Here is a 17,065-nt window from a genome sequence, read left to right on the forward strand (position 1 = left end):
GGACACCCTTGCGTTTGGCTAGTGGTTCGCATATCTCAACGCCCACAGTGAACTTTCATCACCTAGTTGACGGACATGCCCGGCACACAAAAAAGAGACTTCACAGCTTTCATGAAGTCCCGTTCTTATTTTGGTTTAAATCGTATCTTTGACCTTTTTTTAAGTAGAGTAAGTATTCCGCAATATTTGTTGCATGATCTGCACAGCGTTCTATATAGCGACAAATAAAAGATAAATTAGTAATTTGAGAGATGTTTTCAGGTGCAACAGAGCTTAGACGCATTAGCTGAGTGATAATATTGCCGTACATTTCATCAATTTGGTCGTCATATTCTGCAATTTCTTTCGCCTTACTCATATTCTCTTCCACAAATGCGTCGACTACTTGATGTAGCATATCTGTCGTTTTATAGCACATATCTTCAAGTAGTTCTACGGAAGTTATAAAACGTTCTTTACCGATACGCAGGGTTTCCTTCGCGATATTTACGGCATAGTCACCTACTCGCTCCATATCTGCAGCCGCCTTGAGTAATACAACTAAACGACGTAAATCCTTTGCAACTGGCTGTTGACGCGTCATCACAAGAATTACTCGGTCATTGATAGCTTCCTCTAAACGGTTAATAATAGAATCCTGTTCGATAATTTCCTGTGCTTTTTCAAGATCTTTTTCGATAAATGCATTGAATGAAATTTCTAAAGCCTGAATACTAAGATTACTTAGCTTTAATAATTCTAATTGAATGGCCTGAATTTCATGATCAAAACGCTCTCTAGCTGCCATGAACAAACCCATCCTTTCTTTTATCCGAAACGACCTGAAATATAATCTTCTGTACGTTGATCCTTTGGAGTTGAGAAAATTTTATCTGTTTGATCAAATTCCACAACCTCTCCATTTAGGAAGAACGCAGTTTTATCCGAAATACGTGCTGCCTGCTGCATATTGTGCGTTACAATAATAATTGAATAGTTATCCTTTAATTCCTGTACAAGCTCTTCTACTTTTAATGTAGAAATTGGGTCAAGAGCTGATGTCGGTTCATCCATTAGAATTACATCTGGCTCAATTGCCAAACAACGAGCGATACAAATTCGTTGCTGCTGTCCACCTGATAAACCAAATGCATTTTGATTTAAACGGTCCTTAACCTCATCCCAAATTGCCGCACCACGTAAAGATTTCTCTACTATTTCATCAAGAATTTTTTTGTTTTTGATGCCGTGAATTCGTGGACCATAAGCAATATTATCATAGATTGATTTTGGGAATGGATTCGGCTTTTGGAATACCATCCCTACGCGTGTACGAAGTTCTTCTACCTCATAGGATGTGTCTAAAATATTTCGTCCACGGTAGTTGATTTCACCAGCTGTTTTAACGATCGGTACTAGTTCTACCATACGATTTAACGCTTTAATATATGTGGATTTACCGCAACCAGATGGTCCGATAATAGCTGTTACTTCATTTTCCTTAATATCTAAGTTAATATCCTTTAAAGCATGGTGGTCACCATACCAAAGATTAAAGTTTTTAGTATTAAACACAGAATTTTTTTCAACTAATATAGATGACTCACCGACTAATTGTGACGGAGTTTTTATTTTAACTGTTTCTTTATTATTAGTTTTATTATTAACATTCTTTAGCTCTACCACTTTTTACACTTCCTTAATATCGTTTTTGGAACTTATTACGAATAAAGATCGCAATAGAGTTCATAATCACAAGGAGAATCATCAGTACAATAATACCTGCGGAAGCAACAAACTGGAAGGCTTCCTGTGGACGTTTTGCCCAGTCATAAATTTGCAATGGCAAGGTAGTAAATTGACTTAACAGGCCATCAGGTAAGAATTGCAAAATTACAGGAATACCTAAAACAACCAATGGAGCTGTTTCACCAACCGCACGAGATAAGGCTAAAATGCTGCCAGTTAAAATACCTGGCACGGCAGCTGGCAATACTACTCGAGTTATTGTTTGCCATTTCGTAGCACCCATACCATATGAAGCTTCACGTTGCTCTTTAGGTACTGCACGAATTGCTTCCTGTGAAGCAACAATAATGACCGGCAATATCAATAAACTCATGGTAAATCCAGCAGCTAGTAAGCTTTTCCCTAGCATTAACATACGAACAAAGATTGTTAAGCCTAGCAATCCGAAAACGATTGATGGAACTCCTGCTAAGTTAGAGATATTCATTTGGATAAACGCAGTAAATTTATTTTTCTTCGCATATTCCTCTAAGTAAAGTGCAGTTCCTACACCTAAAATCATAGAAACCGGTGCAATAATTAGCATCAAATAAACCGAACCAATTAAAGCCGCCTTTATCCCCGCCTTATCTGCAAAACGAGAGCCGAAATTATTGAAGAAATCTACATTTAAATATCCAGCACCTTGTGAAACGATACGAACAAGTAAAATCACTAAAGTAAGTAAAGCAAGTAATGTAGCAAGTAAAAATATAGTTTTCCAGACAACATTAAATTTTAATCGCGATTTCATACGCTTCATTACAACAGTATCATCGATATATTTCATGTTAATACTCCTCCCTGAAGCGTTTAGAAATGTATTGTGCGAGTAAATTCATGATTAAAGTAAATACAAATAATGTGAAGCCAACAGCATAAATTGAGTAATAAATTGTAGTCCCATAGCCTGCATCACCAGAAGAGACCTGAACAATATAGGCAGTCATCGTTTGGATAGAACCAGTTACATCAAGATCGAATGTCGGTGTTGCTCCACCAGCAAGTGATACGATCATTGTTTCTCCAATAGCACGTGAAACTGCTAGTACAACTGAGGCAATAATTCCAGATAATGCCGCTGGTAATACAACCTTGATAGCAACCTCAAGCTTAGTAGCACCTAAGGCTAACGCACCTTCTCTAATGGAGTTTGGCACAGAGCTCATTGCATCCTCAGATAATGAAGCAATCATTGGCAAAATCATAATACCAACAACAATACCTGGGCTTAGCGCATTGAATATTTTCAGCGACGGTATCAATTGTTGAAGTAATGGTGTAACAAATGATAAAGCAAAGAAACCATAAACAATCGTCGGCACACCAGCTAATACTTCCAGGATTGGTTTAATTGTTCGACGTGTTTTATCTGAAGCATATTCACTTAAGTAGATCGCAGCAGCAATCCCTAATGGAACAGCAACCATTGCTGCAATCACTGAAACCTTTAATGTACCAAGTACTAAAGGTAATATACCGTATAATGGTTCACTTCCTGAGAAAGGTAGCCACTCTTTACCGAATAAGTAATCGGTAATTGATACCCTCTGAAAAAATTCAAACGTTTCAAAAATTAATGTAAAGACGATACCAATCGTCGTAAGAACAGAAATAAGAGCAGTAATAACTAAAATAATGGGCATTAATTTTTCTATAAACTTTTTCCCTTTTTTGTTACGGGATTTTGCAATCATCTCTTGAATCGATTGCTCTTTCCCTAAGCCATGAGAAGCCATTGTAAAACTCCCTTCAAAATACGTGAGAAAATGTGTGAGATGCCCTGCTTAGTGGCGTGGCTCCCACACATTTATTTATTTTGTAATTCTAATTATTTTAAGCCTTCTAATGCTGACAAACCTTCTTCATACTTTTCATCTGGTAATTTTACATAACCAACAGCTTCAGCCATTTCAGCTGCATTTTCTAGAGAGAACTTCATGAAATCATAGAATGCTTCATTTTCTTGTAATGCACTGTTTTTCGCATAAACGAATAATGGACGAGATAATGGTGAATATTCGCCAGATTCAATTGTTTCATTAGTTGGAGATACACCATCAATTGATGCTGAAACTAATTTATCTTGGTTTTCTAAGTAGTAAGCATAACCGAAGAACCCGATTGCGTTTTTGTCACCAGCTACACCTTGTACTAAAACGTTGTCATCTTCAGATAAAGTAGCTGCTTTTACTAAGTCAGAACCATCTAAGATTACTTCATCGAAATAGTCATAAGTACCTGAGTCAGTACCTGGTGAGTAGAATACTACTTCTTCTGCTGGCCAAGAAGGATCAATATCAGACCATTTTTTAGTTGTTCCATCTTCAATCCAAAGTTGTTTTAATTGATCTACTGTTAATTCAGTAGCCCAATCGTTTTCTGGATTAATAACAACTGTTAAACCATCATAAGCAAGTAAGAATTCTGTATAGTCAATACCAGCTTTTTCTAATTCAGCTGCTTCTTCTTCTTTAATTGGACGGGATGCGTTAGAGAAGTCAGTTTCTCCAGCGATAAATTTCTCAAAACCACCACCAGTACCTGATACACCTGCAGACACTTTTACATCAGGTTGTACACCTGCATATTCTTCAACAAGACCCTCTGTGATTGGTGCAACAGTTGACGAACCGTCACCTACTACTGTTCCTGTTAATTGAGCAGTTCCTGATTCAGTTGTATCAGATGTCTCACTTCCAGTTGAAGCATCATCTTGTGTATCTGTTTCTGCTTCATCTGAACCACATGCTCCTAACATTAAGCTTGCGCCTAGTGCCGCTGTCATTGTTAAGTACTTCCACTTTTTCATCTCTTATTTCCTCCATCAAATTCATAGTAAGTTTGTCTTACAAGTAAAACTATATATCTATTTTGTTGATGCCATATAAATGCATTGTAAAGAAATTGTAAATCGGTATCGAAAATTGTAAATTTAATAGTTTATAAACTATTAAATTGTACTTAGTAACTCTATTGCAGTTGTTTTTATACAAAAAAAAATCCCTTAGAAAGTTTAATTTCTAAGGGACTCGTATCGTTTCTTATTCAGTTACTGTTTCTTCTTCTGTCTCTTCATCTATTTTTTCACCAGTTGTGGCTGGTAAAATCTCTTGTTTTACAGAACTAGATGTACGTCCTTCTTCTGCATATTTCTTTTTCAAATCAAAATAAACATCTACGATTTCTCTCGCAGTTTGACTTGCATGAGGTAAAGAAATATTATAATTTGTTGTTGCCCAAGGGAAGATTACCGCATAAGCAATTTCCGGATTTTCATATGGAGCAAAGCCAACATGCGCTATATTAATTGTTTCCGTTGCCCAATTCTCACGTAGAGGACCATAATAAACTACCTCTGCTGTACCTGTTTTCCCAGCAGCTGTATATGGTGCGTCTCCAAAGTAGGAACGCGCAGATCCATGGGAACCAGTATAAACCCTTCTCAAACCTTCCTTGACATTATCAACTTCACTAGTTGGATTTGAAATACGATTTAATATTTTCGGCGTCACTTCTTCTATTACAGGACCGAGTACTTCTCCATCCTCAGATGGTTGGCGGATTTCTTTTAGCATACGAGGTTGTATTCGATAGCCTCCATTAGCAACAGTCGAAATGTATTGAACCATTTGTAACGGTGTATACGTATCAAACTGTCCTATCGCAAGGTTAAGAATTTTACCATTATCCGTTAACTCCCCTGCAAACCCAGAAAATTCATTTGGTAAATCGATACCTGTATTTACGCCCAGACCAAATTGCGCATAGCCATTTCTCATCGTTTGCAGCGTACCCTCTTTGATTCTAAAGGGCATATTATAGCTATAATTTGAGCCTGCAATTTTAATAGCAGTTTGGAACATGTATGAGTTGGATGAGCGTTCTAAAGCTGTTTGATCGGTCATAGCAATACGGCCATTACGGTTAAAGATAGAACTTTTCACATTTGTACCAGCAAGCTTAATCGGTTGGTCAATCAAAACTTGCCCAGGCTTAATCGCCCCTTCTGAATATCCCATTAACAGAGTTGCCGCTTTAACAGTTGACCCTACCTCATAGGCAGTAGTAAATGACCCATAGGAATAATCTACAACGTAACGTTTTCCTGTCTCTTGATCAGTTTCAAGCTTTTTCCCTACTACAGATAATAATTCTCCGGTATTTGGATCCATCATTACAAAGAAAGCTCGATCCAGCAAATGAGATTGACTCATTGATTTTAACTCCAGCAATTTTTGCTCTACTATACGTTCAGCCTCTGCCTGAAGCTCAATATCAATTGTTGTTACTAAATCACTTCCTGGCTCTCCATCATAGGTTGTGACTGTATCAATTACCTGTCCTTGTTTATTTGTAATGTTTTTGACAACAGATTTTTGACCTTGTAGAAGCTCTTCATAGCTTGCTTCGAAATAACTTTCACCTACACGATCGTTCCTTGAATAATCTCTTGCTAAATAATAATTCAGCTTAGACCTTGGTATCCCCTTACTCGGGATTGTCGTTCTACCTAAAATGGCTAAGGAAGATAGCTTTACTCGCTTCCAGTCAGTAGTTGTATTTACTCCTGGTAAGTCAGATAGTCTTTCGGAAACTCGAGCAAATTCCTCATCAGTCACATTTTCGCTCTTAATAATTTGTGGCGATAAATTATATCCTGATGACATTTCTCGATAAATTGCCAGTACCTCTAAATCAAAGGCTGTTAACTGCGCTAAATCCTCTTCAGATATACGTTCTCGAACTAATTTGTCGATTTCTGATTGAACAGCCTTGTCATCAAGCTCTTCATTTTCTTTTAGCTTGGCTTGCTCTTCTTCCGTTACTTTTTCGTATGCAGCATCTTTATTTTTCATAATCCAGAAATCTTGCTTATCTCGTAATGTCACGCGATCAATCGGTTGTTGCATTAGCATCGCTAATTGTTCTGCTATTTCAAGCATTTCTGCCATTTTAGTTGTTTGCATTTTCGTATATGTAATAGCATTTTCGGGCTCGTTATCCACTAAAATTCTACCGTAACGATCATATATTCTACCACGAGGAACACTTGTATTCACCGCGACCTCTTCAGTTCTTTCAAGAGCCATTACATAATCTTCACCTTTTACAATTTGTAAATAACCCAGTCTGAAAATAAGCATGGAAAATAATACGAAGATAGAAAAGAAAAGGACGTTCATACGAAAGGACAAACTAGCTCTGTATTTTGCTTTAACACTGGATGCACGCTGAGTTTTAGCTTTTTTTCGCAATTGAATTGACTCCTCCTTTCTTAATATTAACTTTTTAAGGATAAATCCATACATTTTAGTATATCATTTGACCGTTTGTTTAAAAAGCATTGAAGGTTCAATTGTCCAAGATTTGTGACGGAAAAAATAGAAAATGGTTCCTTCTAAATAAAATTATTTTTAGCAAATATTTTATACATCTTGGTTATAGAGTAAAAGAAAAATAGAACAAAGCCAAAATCCTCATAACTAAGGAAGGTAGATTATATTAAGAGATTTTAAAAACTTTTTAAGCAAAAGAGGAAGCAAGCAACGCTCCCCCTCTCAAAATTAAAAATTATGTTTTTTCAGTACTTCCGAAAAAGCCTTGTAATCATCCAATTTAATGGCAATCTTTTGATACGGCTTCTTTATTCCCATGATTAGGGTAGCTTCCATAGGTTTTTTCAGCTGCAATATAAAGTCAGGCAAAACTTTATCGAAATCTTTCGCCACAAATTCAATTGTATCCTTAGATAACTTTTGCTTTAATATATCTTTGTCAGTGATAACCTCTTCTATTTCATTCCATTTCACCTCGATACGCTTTACTAAACCTAGTGAAATATAGAGTTTCCTTTCGTCCATATGGATTGGATTTAAACGGACAGCTTGAATGTCTGCCAGTAAGAAAATAACAGAGTATAAATTAATTAGAAGCAATATTAGTGATAAGATCATGTATTTTTCATGTAACCACCAGTGGATTCCTATTGTTTCAATTATAATGGCATGTATAAGCATAATTTGAAAAGAGATATAGCTAGATTTTTTGTGTATGGTTAAAGAGTGGTTGGTCTCAAGCGGTTTTTTCTTCCAACTACAGAATGCATAGTAGAACATTAACATCTCCGAACAAATGATATGAATTAAAGGATGTTTTTTCACATATTTATCAGTAGCATCTGAAAAAGCAAAAACCTTAGGTAATTCGCTTTCTTTTGTATACTTCACTATCCTCGGCAAAAATTTAAATAATGTTACAACTAGAAGGATTTCTATTAGCAAAAGTCCCGCTTCTACAGCAAATCCTATCCATGTGAGTGCAATAAACGGCTCCAAATAACTCATAGGTATAACAAATCTGGCTAAAATGAGACCACCAGCCATTAACAAAACAAACTGTTTTATACTTTTTTTCTTTTTATAGGTTAAAAACAGAAGTGGTGCAACAATAACTAAATCAATTAACGAACCAATTACTACTCCTTTACTTTCTCCTGTTAAAGCAAATTGCCCAAAATCTGTACGATATAAAATAATATTACTTCCTAGAACCAATAAAAGTAGCAGCATCAAAATCGTTTGTTTAGATTTTTGTAAAATAGCCATTGAAATCCCTCCATTCTTATCTCTATTTTATATAAAATTGTATACGCTAACAATTTACAATTTCTTGAATATTAATTTAAAAAACCTGTACCCACAATTAAATGCAGGTACAAGTTTTAATTAGTTTATCCCCAAATTTCTTCAGCTATTTCCTTAATAAGTGTTAGCTTTTGCCATTGGTTTTCTTCTTCTAGTATGTTTCCATCCTCTGTTGAGGAGAAGCCACATTGAGGACTCAGGCAAAGTTGATCTAAAGAAACATATTTGGCGGCTTGCTGAATGCGAGACTTGATTTCTTCTTTATCCTCTAATTCACCAAATTTTGATGTGACTAAGCCTAATACAATCTTCAAATCTGCACGGTTTACATATTTTAATGGTTCAAAGCTTCCAGAGCGTTCATCATCAAATTCCAGGAACAATCCATCAACATTTAATCCACCGAAAATTACCTCAGCAGCAAAATTATATCCGCCACTTGAATGGAAGGTTGATTTATAGTTACCACGGCAAATATGCATAGTAATAGTCATATCGCTAGGTTTATGCTTGATGGATTCATTAATAACATATTGAAGAGTATCCATGAATTGCTGTGGGTCTTTTCCTTCCGCCACTAGTTTCGCACGAGTTTCATCAGAAAATAAGCTTGCCCAAGACGTGTCATCTAGTTGTAAGTAACGACAGCCTGCATCATAAAATGCTTGAATTGCTTTTTGATAAGCTTTAATTGTATCCTCGATCAAGTCTTTTAAATCTGGATAGATTTCTGCGTTTAAATCTGCACGAGCATGTAACATATTAGGACTTGGAATTGTAAATTTGACCGTTGAATCGCCAGCATGCTTTTTAATAAACTTAAAATGCTCGATAAATGGATGATTTCCAAAATCGATTTTCCCAACTACTCGGATTCCTTCTTTACGCGTCTCTAAGTTATGGAAATTTAAGCCCTGCTCTTTTTCGTAATACTCCATTCCTTCAAGGGCACCCAAGAAATCAAAATGCCACCAGCTACGACGGAATTCCCCATCAGTAATCGATAAAACACCGATGTCCTTTTGTTTTTCTATTAAGCGAATAATCGCTGCATCTTCCACTTCTTTTAGTTGATCATATGTAATTTCGTTATTTTGGAATTTTGAACGTGCTTCCTTTAACGACTGAGGTCGTAAAAAGCTACCTACATGGTCATAACGGAATGGTGCTGTTTGTTGTGTCATTTCTTTTACTCCTTTTCATAAAAAGCAACCTAAAGGAACAAATGTTTTTTCCACACTGTTCCCTTTACTTTTAACTTTTTTATTAAGTCTTAATATAACATAAAAGCGTCAGATAAGACTAAGTATTCCGACAATAATTATCGGTCTTTTATTACAAAAATCTCTATTTTAGAATCAAAAAAACATTATTCGCATTATTTACATCTATTTATAATTTTTCCAAGCTAAAAAATAGCTAACACTGTGTTGCACAATGCCAGCTATTTACTAGATGTTATTCAGTTTTAGGCTTTGTTTGTTTTTCTTTCTCCGATTCTGTTTCTGTTTGATCGTCAGCGTCTTTCTCTTGCTCCGGCTTCTCTTTTTTTGTGTCTGTATATCTAGCGATAGTATTAATACGCTCTAACATTGGTGGATGCGTATATCGGAAAATTTTAACAAGCCACGGAGGATTTACTTCACTCAATCCTGCTTTTGCAAGGTTTTGGAATGTACTTACCGCCGCCTCTGCACTTCCCGTCAGTTCCATTGCATATTCATCCGCCCTTGTCTCCTGGTATCTTGAGATATAATTCGATAGAGGACTTGAAACAAAGAGTAAAAATGAAACTAAAACGAAAAATAATGGAAGCGAACGGATATCCCCAACCTTGTCAATTTTTAATACTGAGCCAAACCTCGATATAATCCACGGCATAAGTTTAGCAATTAGCCATAGACCAACAAGTATTGAAATTAGGTAGGAGGCGATTCCAATATATATATGCTTCTCTACGTAATGTCCCATTTCATGAGCCATTATAAATAGAATTTCTTCATCAGTTAAACTATTTAAGGTCGTATCCCATAAAACAATTCTAGAGTTCTCGCCTATCCCGGTAACATATGCATTCAATGCATTCGTCTTTTCAGACATATTCACTTCAAATACATGCTCTGAAGGGATGTCTGCTTGATCTGCAAGAGATAAAATTTTTGCTTCAAGCTCTTTATCCTTCAATGGGTAAAATTCGTTATATAGTGGATCGATGACAACGGGCTGGATATACATCATGAAGATTGCAAACGGAATTGTCAGCAGCCATGCATGGAACCACCATTTCTTTGTGCTCTTCTGTATTAACCAGTAGAGAACTAAAACAACGATTAATGTTGTGCCAAAATTCACCCAAAAGTCAATGACAAAGTCCTTCATCCAGGAGGAGAATTCCTGTGTACTAATGCCATATTCCTTACTTAAATGATAGCGATATAAATCAATTGGATAAAAGATTAAAGTTGTAAATAAATATAGAAGGAATAAATATGCACCATTTTTAATAAGCTTCCATCTTGAATCTGCCCATTTTTCAAAAATACGGGAAAGTCCCGTAAACATTATCAAGATATATACGAGCCATTCAAAGGGTGTAATGATAAAGAAGAGATAATTTCTTATTTTTGAAAAATCATCACTTAATAAAAGTTCACGTTCGGTCATGAAGGTTTGCGGATCTGCTACAGTTCCCTTCAATGTAGCTGGCACCCCTCCTGAGGGACCGTGAAATATGTAAAAATACATTCCAATAGCGTAGACTACGTACACTAAAAGCGCAGCTATGCTCCATTTCTTTGACAAGCTTTCCACCTCAATTCTTCTTCTTACTTTAGTGTAAGAAAAATTGGACAAGATAGAACTAAATTTTAATTATTTTTGTTCTTTACGCACAAATTGCGACTTTCTTATCACAACTCAATTATAGCCCTATCTAGGACAGCATCTATTCATTAAATTTATAAAACAGGAAAAAAAAATAAAGGCAGCTATCCTCCAATAGATAACCACCTAAAGTGTATGCTTTTTATATTGGTCTCCATTTTTCCAAAAACTTTGCGGTACGTTTTCGTCCAATTTCGATTAAGGCAACCTTCGTTTCTTCATCTAAATCAAATTGAGTAGCACTATATTTTTCTACCGGTATGAAGACAATATTTCGTTCATGTCTTCGGGAGATATATCTTTCATCATGGGCATTTTTCATGGTTGAAAAGAGCGCCTCAAACAAATTCAAACCATTATTAATTTTTTGTGGAGGCATATCCTCACGTGGATTACTCAGCTTCATTCCAATAATAGGCCGCTGTTTATTGCCATTTTCAAATATCCATAATGGAAAGTTACTAAGAATGCCACCATCTACAAATATGCACTCCCCTGAGCGATCCTCCAATTTAATCGGTTCAAAGAAAAAAGGAATACCGCAGCTCATTCTAAGCGCTTTAGCGACGGAAAAGGTACGCCAGTCAATACCGTAAGACGCCAAATCATCAGGTATAACAACCATTCGCCCATTTGTTAAATCAGAAGCAATAAGCTTAAGAGAGCCTCTTGGCAAATCATTAAATGTGATAATTCCTTTAGCAGCCAGCTTTTTATAAAACCATTTTTCTAATGCTTTTCCTTTATATAACCCCATTCGAAAATATAAATTCACCCATTTTAAGAAAGGAAGAGTACGTGCTGGCTTTGGAGGATCAAGAAGTGATTTTAAGTGGAGTTCATCTAGTATTTTTTCAATTTCCTTCGCTGTATATCCAGCTGCTATAAAACAGGCCATTATGGCACCAGCACTCGTTCCTGCCACACGCTTAAAACGGTAATTCTTTTCTTCCAGCACCTGCATTGCCCCAATATAAGCAAAACCTTTGATTCCACCACCCGAGAACACTCCATCAATTAGCATGTACACTCCCCTTTATTTGTTCTCGTTACAATTTAAGCTAATGGAAGAGATTTTAGAACTTATGTCGAAAAGAATTCGACATAGAGTGAAATTTAGTTTAGAAATGTACATTCCGCTAAAAATAAAAAAGTATTTGGCTTCAAAAACAATTCGTTTTCGAAACCAAATACTTCTATTTTATAGGTTTAATCTAGATGGATTGTGTTTATTATCCGGCTTATCTTTATTTTCATTTTGATGACGTCTTTTCGCTTCATCATTCTGACCGATGACATCAAAATCATCAGGACTTAAATCATAGCCATGTCCATATTCTTCACGATCAAGTGTATTCTTCTTATCTTTACTCAATTTCTTCACCTCCATATAGCATAATTTGAACCTTTTCTTCAGTAATTATGCTATCTATAAATGGAAATGGCATGAAGCTATTTAAACTTCATGCCATTTCCATTAATGTTGGTGATGATGCTGTTCTGTTTCCTCTCCATTAGTAGAAACAGCCATAAAATCAAAATAAGTAGTTACTCCCAAAAATAAAATAATTACGGCAAAGCTAATTTTTACTTTAGATGGAATTCCTTTTATGAAATTTGGATAGGTTTGTCTATTCCAAAGTCCAGCTGCTACTATGCTGCTAAGTAAATATAAAATAGTAAAGAATACGATGCTCAGAAGCTGATTATCTGTTGCCATAATACTAAGCATTGCTCCCATCATAGCTCCCATGAAAAGTGATCCAAGGCTCTCAAGAACAATTTTTAGTGAAAGCTGATGAGTCATTATACTTACAAGTAAAAAGCTGATAAGAATTGCGATTACGGTTGCAAAAACTATATCAGAAATCCATACCCCAACCAATATACCGATTAAAGTACTCTTCGTCATTGTAACAAACATCGATAAACAGCTTGAAAGATGGTCTTCTTTAGTTTGCCTTCTAAATACCGAGCCAAGAACAAAAGTAAGTAATACTATACTAATAGAACTCACAATTGCTACCACTGATTCACTCCATTCATTATGCAAATCACAAATCAACCAATAAAAACAAATAATGATGTCATGATTAATGTATTCGATGATAGGAGTTATTATTCTATTAATAGATTGCTTGATTTTCTAAAAGACACTTCTATCATTTAAAAAAGAACATACAAAAAAGCGTTGCCTCACAAATCTAGTGAGACAACGCCTTTCTTTAAGTTTGTTATTAACTAAGCTTCAGCTTATTTTGCAGCTTGGAATTTAGCTTCTACAACATCCCAGTTTACTACATTCCAGAATGCAGAGATGTAGTCTGGACGACGGTTTTGGTAGTTTAAGTAGTAAGCGTGCTCCCAAACGTCTAAGCCAAGGATTGGTGTTTTACCTTCCATTACTGGAGAGTCTTGGTTTGGAGTTGAAGTGATAGCGATTTCGCCACCATCTACTACTAACCAAGCCCAACCTGAACCGAAACGAGTAGCTGCAGCTTTAGCGAATTCTTCTTTGAAGCTTTCGAAGCTACCGAACTTAGCTTCGATTGCTGAAGCTAATTCACCAGTTGGAGCAGTTGCGCCACCTGGAGCTAAGATTTCCCAGAATAATGTATGGTTAGCATGTCCACCACCATGGTTACGTACTGGTGTTTGTTTGTCAGCTGGAAGAGCATCAATATTTGAGATAAGCTCTAATACATCTTTACCCGCAAATTCTGTTCCTTCTACTGCAGCGTTTAAGCCTGTTACATATGTGTTGTGATGTTTAGTATGGTGGATTTCCATAGTTTTCGCATCGATGTTTGGTTCTAGTGCATCATAAGCATAAGTTAATTGTGGTAATTCATAAGCCATTTGATATTTCCTCCCTCAAATTAAAAAGTAATCTCGATTACTTTTCTAGGTTATCAAAATTAGTTGTGCGATTCAATAAATAAACACTCAAGATTTACATTTCAGTCTTTTGACGGAAAGCTTGGATGTTTTTACCTTTAACTCGTATTATTATATAGCGATTATAAAGATAATAATCATTACTACTTGAATCGCACCTTTTGTTACAACAGAAGTTAAAAAGCCTACTAATGATCCAACTCCAGCCTTCAATGCTTGTTTGTAATCTGTTTTCGTTACTATAAGTTCACCTATCACAGCACCTAAAAAAGGTCCTACAAGTATTCCAACTACCGGGATGATAAATGGCCCTACAAGCAATCCAATTGTACTTCCCCACATCCCCGCTTTTGTACCACCAAACTTTTTTACGCCAATTAGGTTTGCCAGCGAATCTGCGACGAACAAGAGGATGATAAATAAAATCTCGATCGTCCAGAATAACCAGCCCAAATCAGAAAACGAATAAAATAATCCATAAACGATAAAGCCCAATACAATAAAAATTACGGATGGTATGATCGGATAAACAAGACCTACAAACGCAATGATGAAGCATGCAATTATTAGTACCCATGCAATTATGTCCAAAAAAACAACTCCTATTCCTAATTAATTCAATTACGAAGACCAAACCGAAAAGGTTTCAATTGTTGAAAATATATTTGATTCTATTAAATTTGTAACTTCTAGCTTTATAGAACTATAAAATTCATGTTAAACTCTCTGTTGGAGGAGAAATTATGGTTAAACACAAACAAATTTTTATAGATAGTCTTATTCATCCTAAAAAATTGGCAGCCTATAGATTATTAACGATTGGAAAGACGATTCAATATGTATTCCTATTAATCGCTATTTTAACAATCTACCCTTATATTCAATTTTTAACAGGGGTTACAGAGACTTCATTCAATATTCAAGGTTTAACAGAATATGTGAAAGATATACAATGGCTTCTTTATCCATTTGCTTTAGTTCTATTAACATTAAGTTCAACGATTCTTCTATTTCTAATAATTAGTGTCTATGCTTATGTTGGTGTGGTTCTACTAAAGCTCATGCACCGTAGAGGAGAATACAGACATATGTGGCGTACTGCCGCATTGGCAATCACATGGTCTACACTATTAACTGTACTTTTTTCCATACTAAATATAACTAGCATCTTCTCTAATTTACCAGGGATACTAATTACTATTTCTATATTAATCTTAGCTTCAACTAAATATCCAAAAATACCAAGAAAAAAATAGTCATGAATCCTCCTTCTCTTCATATAGTGGAAGAAAGGAGGGATTTTTTATGAGATTTCTTATTTTTACGGTTGTATTTTTTATTATAGCAGCTGTGATTAAAATAGATTTAACTGAAGGTACTGTGCCTCTTGCAGCATTCGACAAAGAAAATGTTGTCGAAGCCTGTGAGCAACAAATTTCCATTAAAACACTTTCGGTAGTAACTACTGCTGGTGATACGGTTCAGAGCTTGCTTGCCGCTTATCCATCTGAGGTTGAAATTTCATATCCAGAAAAAATGGCACAATTCTATAAATTGAATCCCCATTTACAAAAACAAGCTATGGTAACAGGTGAGCTTATTAAAATACCAATCTATGATAAAATAGAAAATAATTGCTGATAATTAAAAAGTAACGTTTCTTCCTTGTCCATCGTTCACTACACTGATAAAATAATAGAAGTGTGGTGCGAGCAGATTAAGATACGTACCTCTAAAAGGAGAGAATCTTCATGAGTGAACTTATTCACCGTTCAAAAACACGTCCTGTACGTGTAGGTAATTTAACGATTGGTGGTAGTAATGAACTATTCATCCAAAGTATGTGTACAACAAAAACACATGACGTAGAAGCGACAGTCGCAGAAATTCTACGCTTAGAAGAAGCAGGTTGTCAGATTGTACGTGTAGCAGTTCCAGACGAGCGTGCTGCTAATGCAATTGCTGATATTAAAAAACGTATTAATATACCGTTAGTAGCGGATATTCATTTTGATTATAAGCTTGCTCTAAAGGCGATTGAAAATGGAATTGATAAAGTACGTATCAACCCAGGAAATATCGGTCGTCGTGAAAAAGTAGAAGCTGTAGTTAATGCAGCAAAAGCTAAAGGTATCCCAATCCGTATTGGAGTAAACGCTGGTTCGTTGGAACGTCATATTTTAGAAAAATACGGCTACCCTACTGCAGAAGGTATGGTTGAATCTGCATTACATCATATTAAAATCTTAGAAGACTTAGATTTCCACGATATTATCGTTTCGATGAAGGCTTCTGATGTAAACCTTGCGATTGAAGCATACGAAAAAGCAGCTCAAGCATTTGACTACCCATTACACTTAGGGATTACTGAATCAGGAACTCTTTTTGCAGGGACAGTTAAATCAGCTGCAGGTCTTGGAGCAATTCTATCAAAAGGTATCGGGAACACTTTACGTATTTCTTTATCTGCCGATCCAGTTGAAGAAGTTAAGGTTGCTCGTGAATTACTTAAATCCTTTGGTCTAGCTTCCAATATGGCTACTCTAATCTCTTGCCCGACATGTGGCCGCATAGAGATTGACCTTATTTCGATTGCAAACGAAGTAGAAGAATATATTTCAAAGTTAAATGTACCTTTAAAGGTTGCTGTACTTGGATGTGCAGTAAATGGTCCTGGAGAAGCGCGTGAAGCAGATATCGGTATTGCTGGTGCTCGTGGAGAAGGCCTTCTATTTATGAAAGGTAAAACAGTTCGTAAAGTACCTGAGGCAACAATGGTAGAGGAACTGAAAAAAGAAATTGATAAATTAGCTGCCGAAATGGTTGCAGAACGAGAAAAGAACGAAGCACAAGTCCAATAGAAGCTAGGA

17 protein-coding genes are annotated in these 17,065 nt (G+C 35.9%); 3 read left to right on the forward strand and 14 right to left on the reverse strand.

The features are described 5' to 3' along the window. Nucleotides 1-109: 109 nt before the first annotated feature. From phoU to BJ095_RS16395, 14 genes are all read right to left on the reverse strand, one after another. Entirely contained in the window at nt 110-787 is a 678-nt protein-coding gene (gene phoU / locus BJ095_RS16330; protein WP_107935461.1) for a phosphate signaling complex protein PhoU, read from the reverse strand. Nucleotides 788-807: 20 nt separating this feature from the next. Further along, nucleotides 808-1,575, reverse strand: coding sequence for a phosphate ABC transporter ATP-binding protein PstB (gene pstB / locus BJ095_RS16335; protein WP_282433277.1), 768 nt, complete (start codon nt 1,573-1,575; stop codon nt 808-810). 103 nt (nt 1,576-1,678) lie between these two features. After that, nucleotides 1,679-2,557, reverse strand: coding sequence for a phosphate ABC transporter permease PstA (gene pstA, locus BJ095_RS16340; RefSeq protein ID WP_107935459.1), 879 nt, complete (start codon nt 2,555-2,557; stop codon nt 1,679-1,681). Nucleotide 2,558: 1 nt separating this feature from the next. Then, nucleotides 2,559-3,506, reverse strand: coding sequence for a phosphate ABC transporter permease subunit PstC (gene pstC / locus BJ095_RS16345; protein ID WP_107935458.1), 948 nt, complete (start codon nt 3,504-3,506; stop codon nt 2,559-2,561). Nucleotides 3,507-3,598: 92 nt separating this feature from the next. Beyond that, a complete protein-coding gene (locus BJ095_RS16350) occupies nt 3,599-4,579 on the reverse strand; it encodes a PstS family phosphate ABC transporter substrate-binding protein (RefSeq protein ID WP_107935457.1) in 981 nt (326 codons plus the stop codon). 232 nt (nt 4,580-4,811) lie between these two features. Further along, nucleotides 4,812-7,025 (reverse strand): peptidoglycan D,D-transpeptidase FtsI family protein, encoded by a 2,214-nt coding sequence (locus BJ095_RS16355; protein WP_408056964.1) that lies wholly within the window; start codon nt 7,023-7,025, stop codon nt 4,812-4,814. 309 nt (nt 7,026-7,334) lie between these two features. Further along, the gene (locus BJ095_RS16360) at nt 7,335-8,375 is read right to left on the reverse strand and encodes a beta-carotene 15,15'-monooxygenase (RefSeq protein ID WP_107935455.1); all 1,041 of its coding nucleotides are present in this window, start codon (nt 8,373-8,375) and stop codon (nt 7,335-7,337) included. A gap of 125 nt (nt 8,376-8,500) precedes the next feature. Next, a complete protein-coding gene (locus BJ095_RS16365; RefSeq protein ID WP_107935454.1) occupies nt 8,501-9,598 on the reverse strand; it encodes a 5-methyltetrahydropteroyltriglutamate--homocysteine S-methyltransferase in 1,098 nt (365 codons plus the stop codon). Nucleotides 9,599-9,872: 274 nt separating this feature from the next. Further along, nucleotides 9,873-11,216, reverse strand: a complete 1,344-nt coding sequence (locus BJ095_RS16370; protein WP_107935453.1) for a M48 family metallopeptidase — start codon at nt 11,214-11,216, stop codon at nt 9,873-9,875. A 223-nt stretch (nt 11,217-11,439) separates the two neighbouring features. Next, nucleotides 11,440-12,321, reverse strand: a complete 882-nt coding sequence (locus BJ095_RS16375; protein WP_107935452.1) for a patatin-like phospholipase family protein — start codon at nt 12,319-12,321, stop codon at nt 11,440-11,442. Between the two features lie 177 nt (nt 12,322-12,498). Then, nucleotides 12,499-12,687, reverse strand: coding sequence for a hypothetical protein (locus BJ095_RS16380; RefSeq protein ID WP_107935451.1), 189 nt, complete (start codon nt 12,685-12,687; stop codon nt 12,499-12,501). An 87-nt stretch (nt 12,688-12,774) separates the two neighbouring features. Next, entirely contained in the window at nt 12,775-13,314 is a 540-nt protein-coding gene (locus BJ095_RS16385; protein ID WP_181418105.1) for a hypothetical protein, read from the reverse strand. Between the two features lie 236 nt (nt 13,315-13,550). Further along, nucleotides 13,551-14,156 carry a superoxide dismutase gene (locus BJ095_RS16390; RefSeq protein ID WP_107935449.1) on the reverse strand — a complete coding sequence of 202 codons (606 nt, stop codon included), beginning with the start codon at nt 14,154-14,156 and terminating at the stop codon, nt 13,551-13,553. Between the two features lie 150 nt (nt 14,157-14,306). Continuing rightward, nucleotides 14,307-14,786 carry a DUF456 domain-containing protein gene (locus tag BJ095_RS16395; RefSeq protein ID WP_107935448.1) on the reverse strand — a complete coding sequence of 160 codons (480 nt, stop codon included), beginning with the start codon at nt 14,784-14,786 and terminating at the stop codon, nt 14,307-14,309. Between the two features lie 152 nt (nt 14,787-14,938). On the opposite strand from BJ095_RS16395, the gene BJ095_RS16400 reads away from it, so the two are divergent. From BJ095_RS16400 to ispG, 3 genes are all read left to right on the forward strand, one after another. Then, nucleotides 14,939-15,451, forward strand: coding sequence for a DUF1189 family protein (locus BJ095_RS16400; RefSeq protein ID WP_107935447.1), 513 nt, complete (start codon nt 14,939-14,941; stop codon nt 15,449-15,451). Nucleotides 15,452-15,500: 49 nt separating this feature from the next. Then, nucleotides 15,501-15,836, forward strand: a complete 336-nt coding sequence (locus BJ095_RS16405; RefSeq protein WP_107935446.1) for a hypothetical protein — start codon at nt 15,501-15,503, stop codon at nt 15,834-15,836. A gap of 110 nt (nt 15,837-15,946) precedes the next feature. Beyond that, nucleotides 15,947-17,056: a flavodoxin-dependent (E)-4-hydroxy-3-methylbut-2-enyl-diphosphate synthase gene (gene ispG, locus BJ095_RS16410; protein ID WP_107935445.1), complete on the forward strand. Its 1,110-nt coding sequence runs from the start codon at nt 15,947-15,949 to the stop codon at nt 17,054-17,056. Nucleotides 17,057-17,065: the final 9 nt, after the last annotated feature.

This window comes from Ureibacillus chungkukjangi (genome assembly GCF_003217295.1).
In the GTDB taxonomy this organism is placed as follows: Bacteria; Bacillota; Bacilli; order Bacillales_A; family Planococcaceae; genus Ureibacillus; species Ureibacillus chungkukjangi.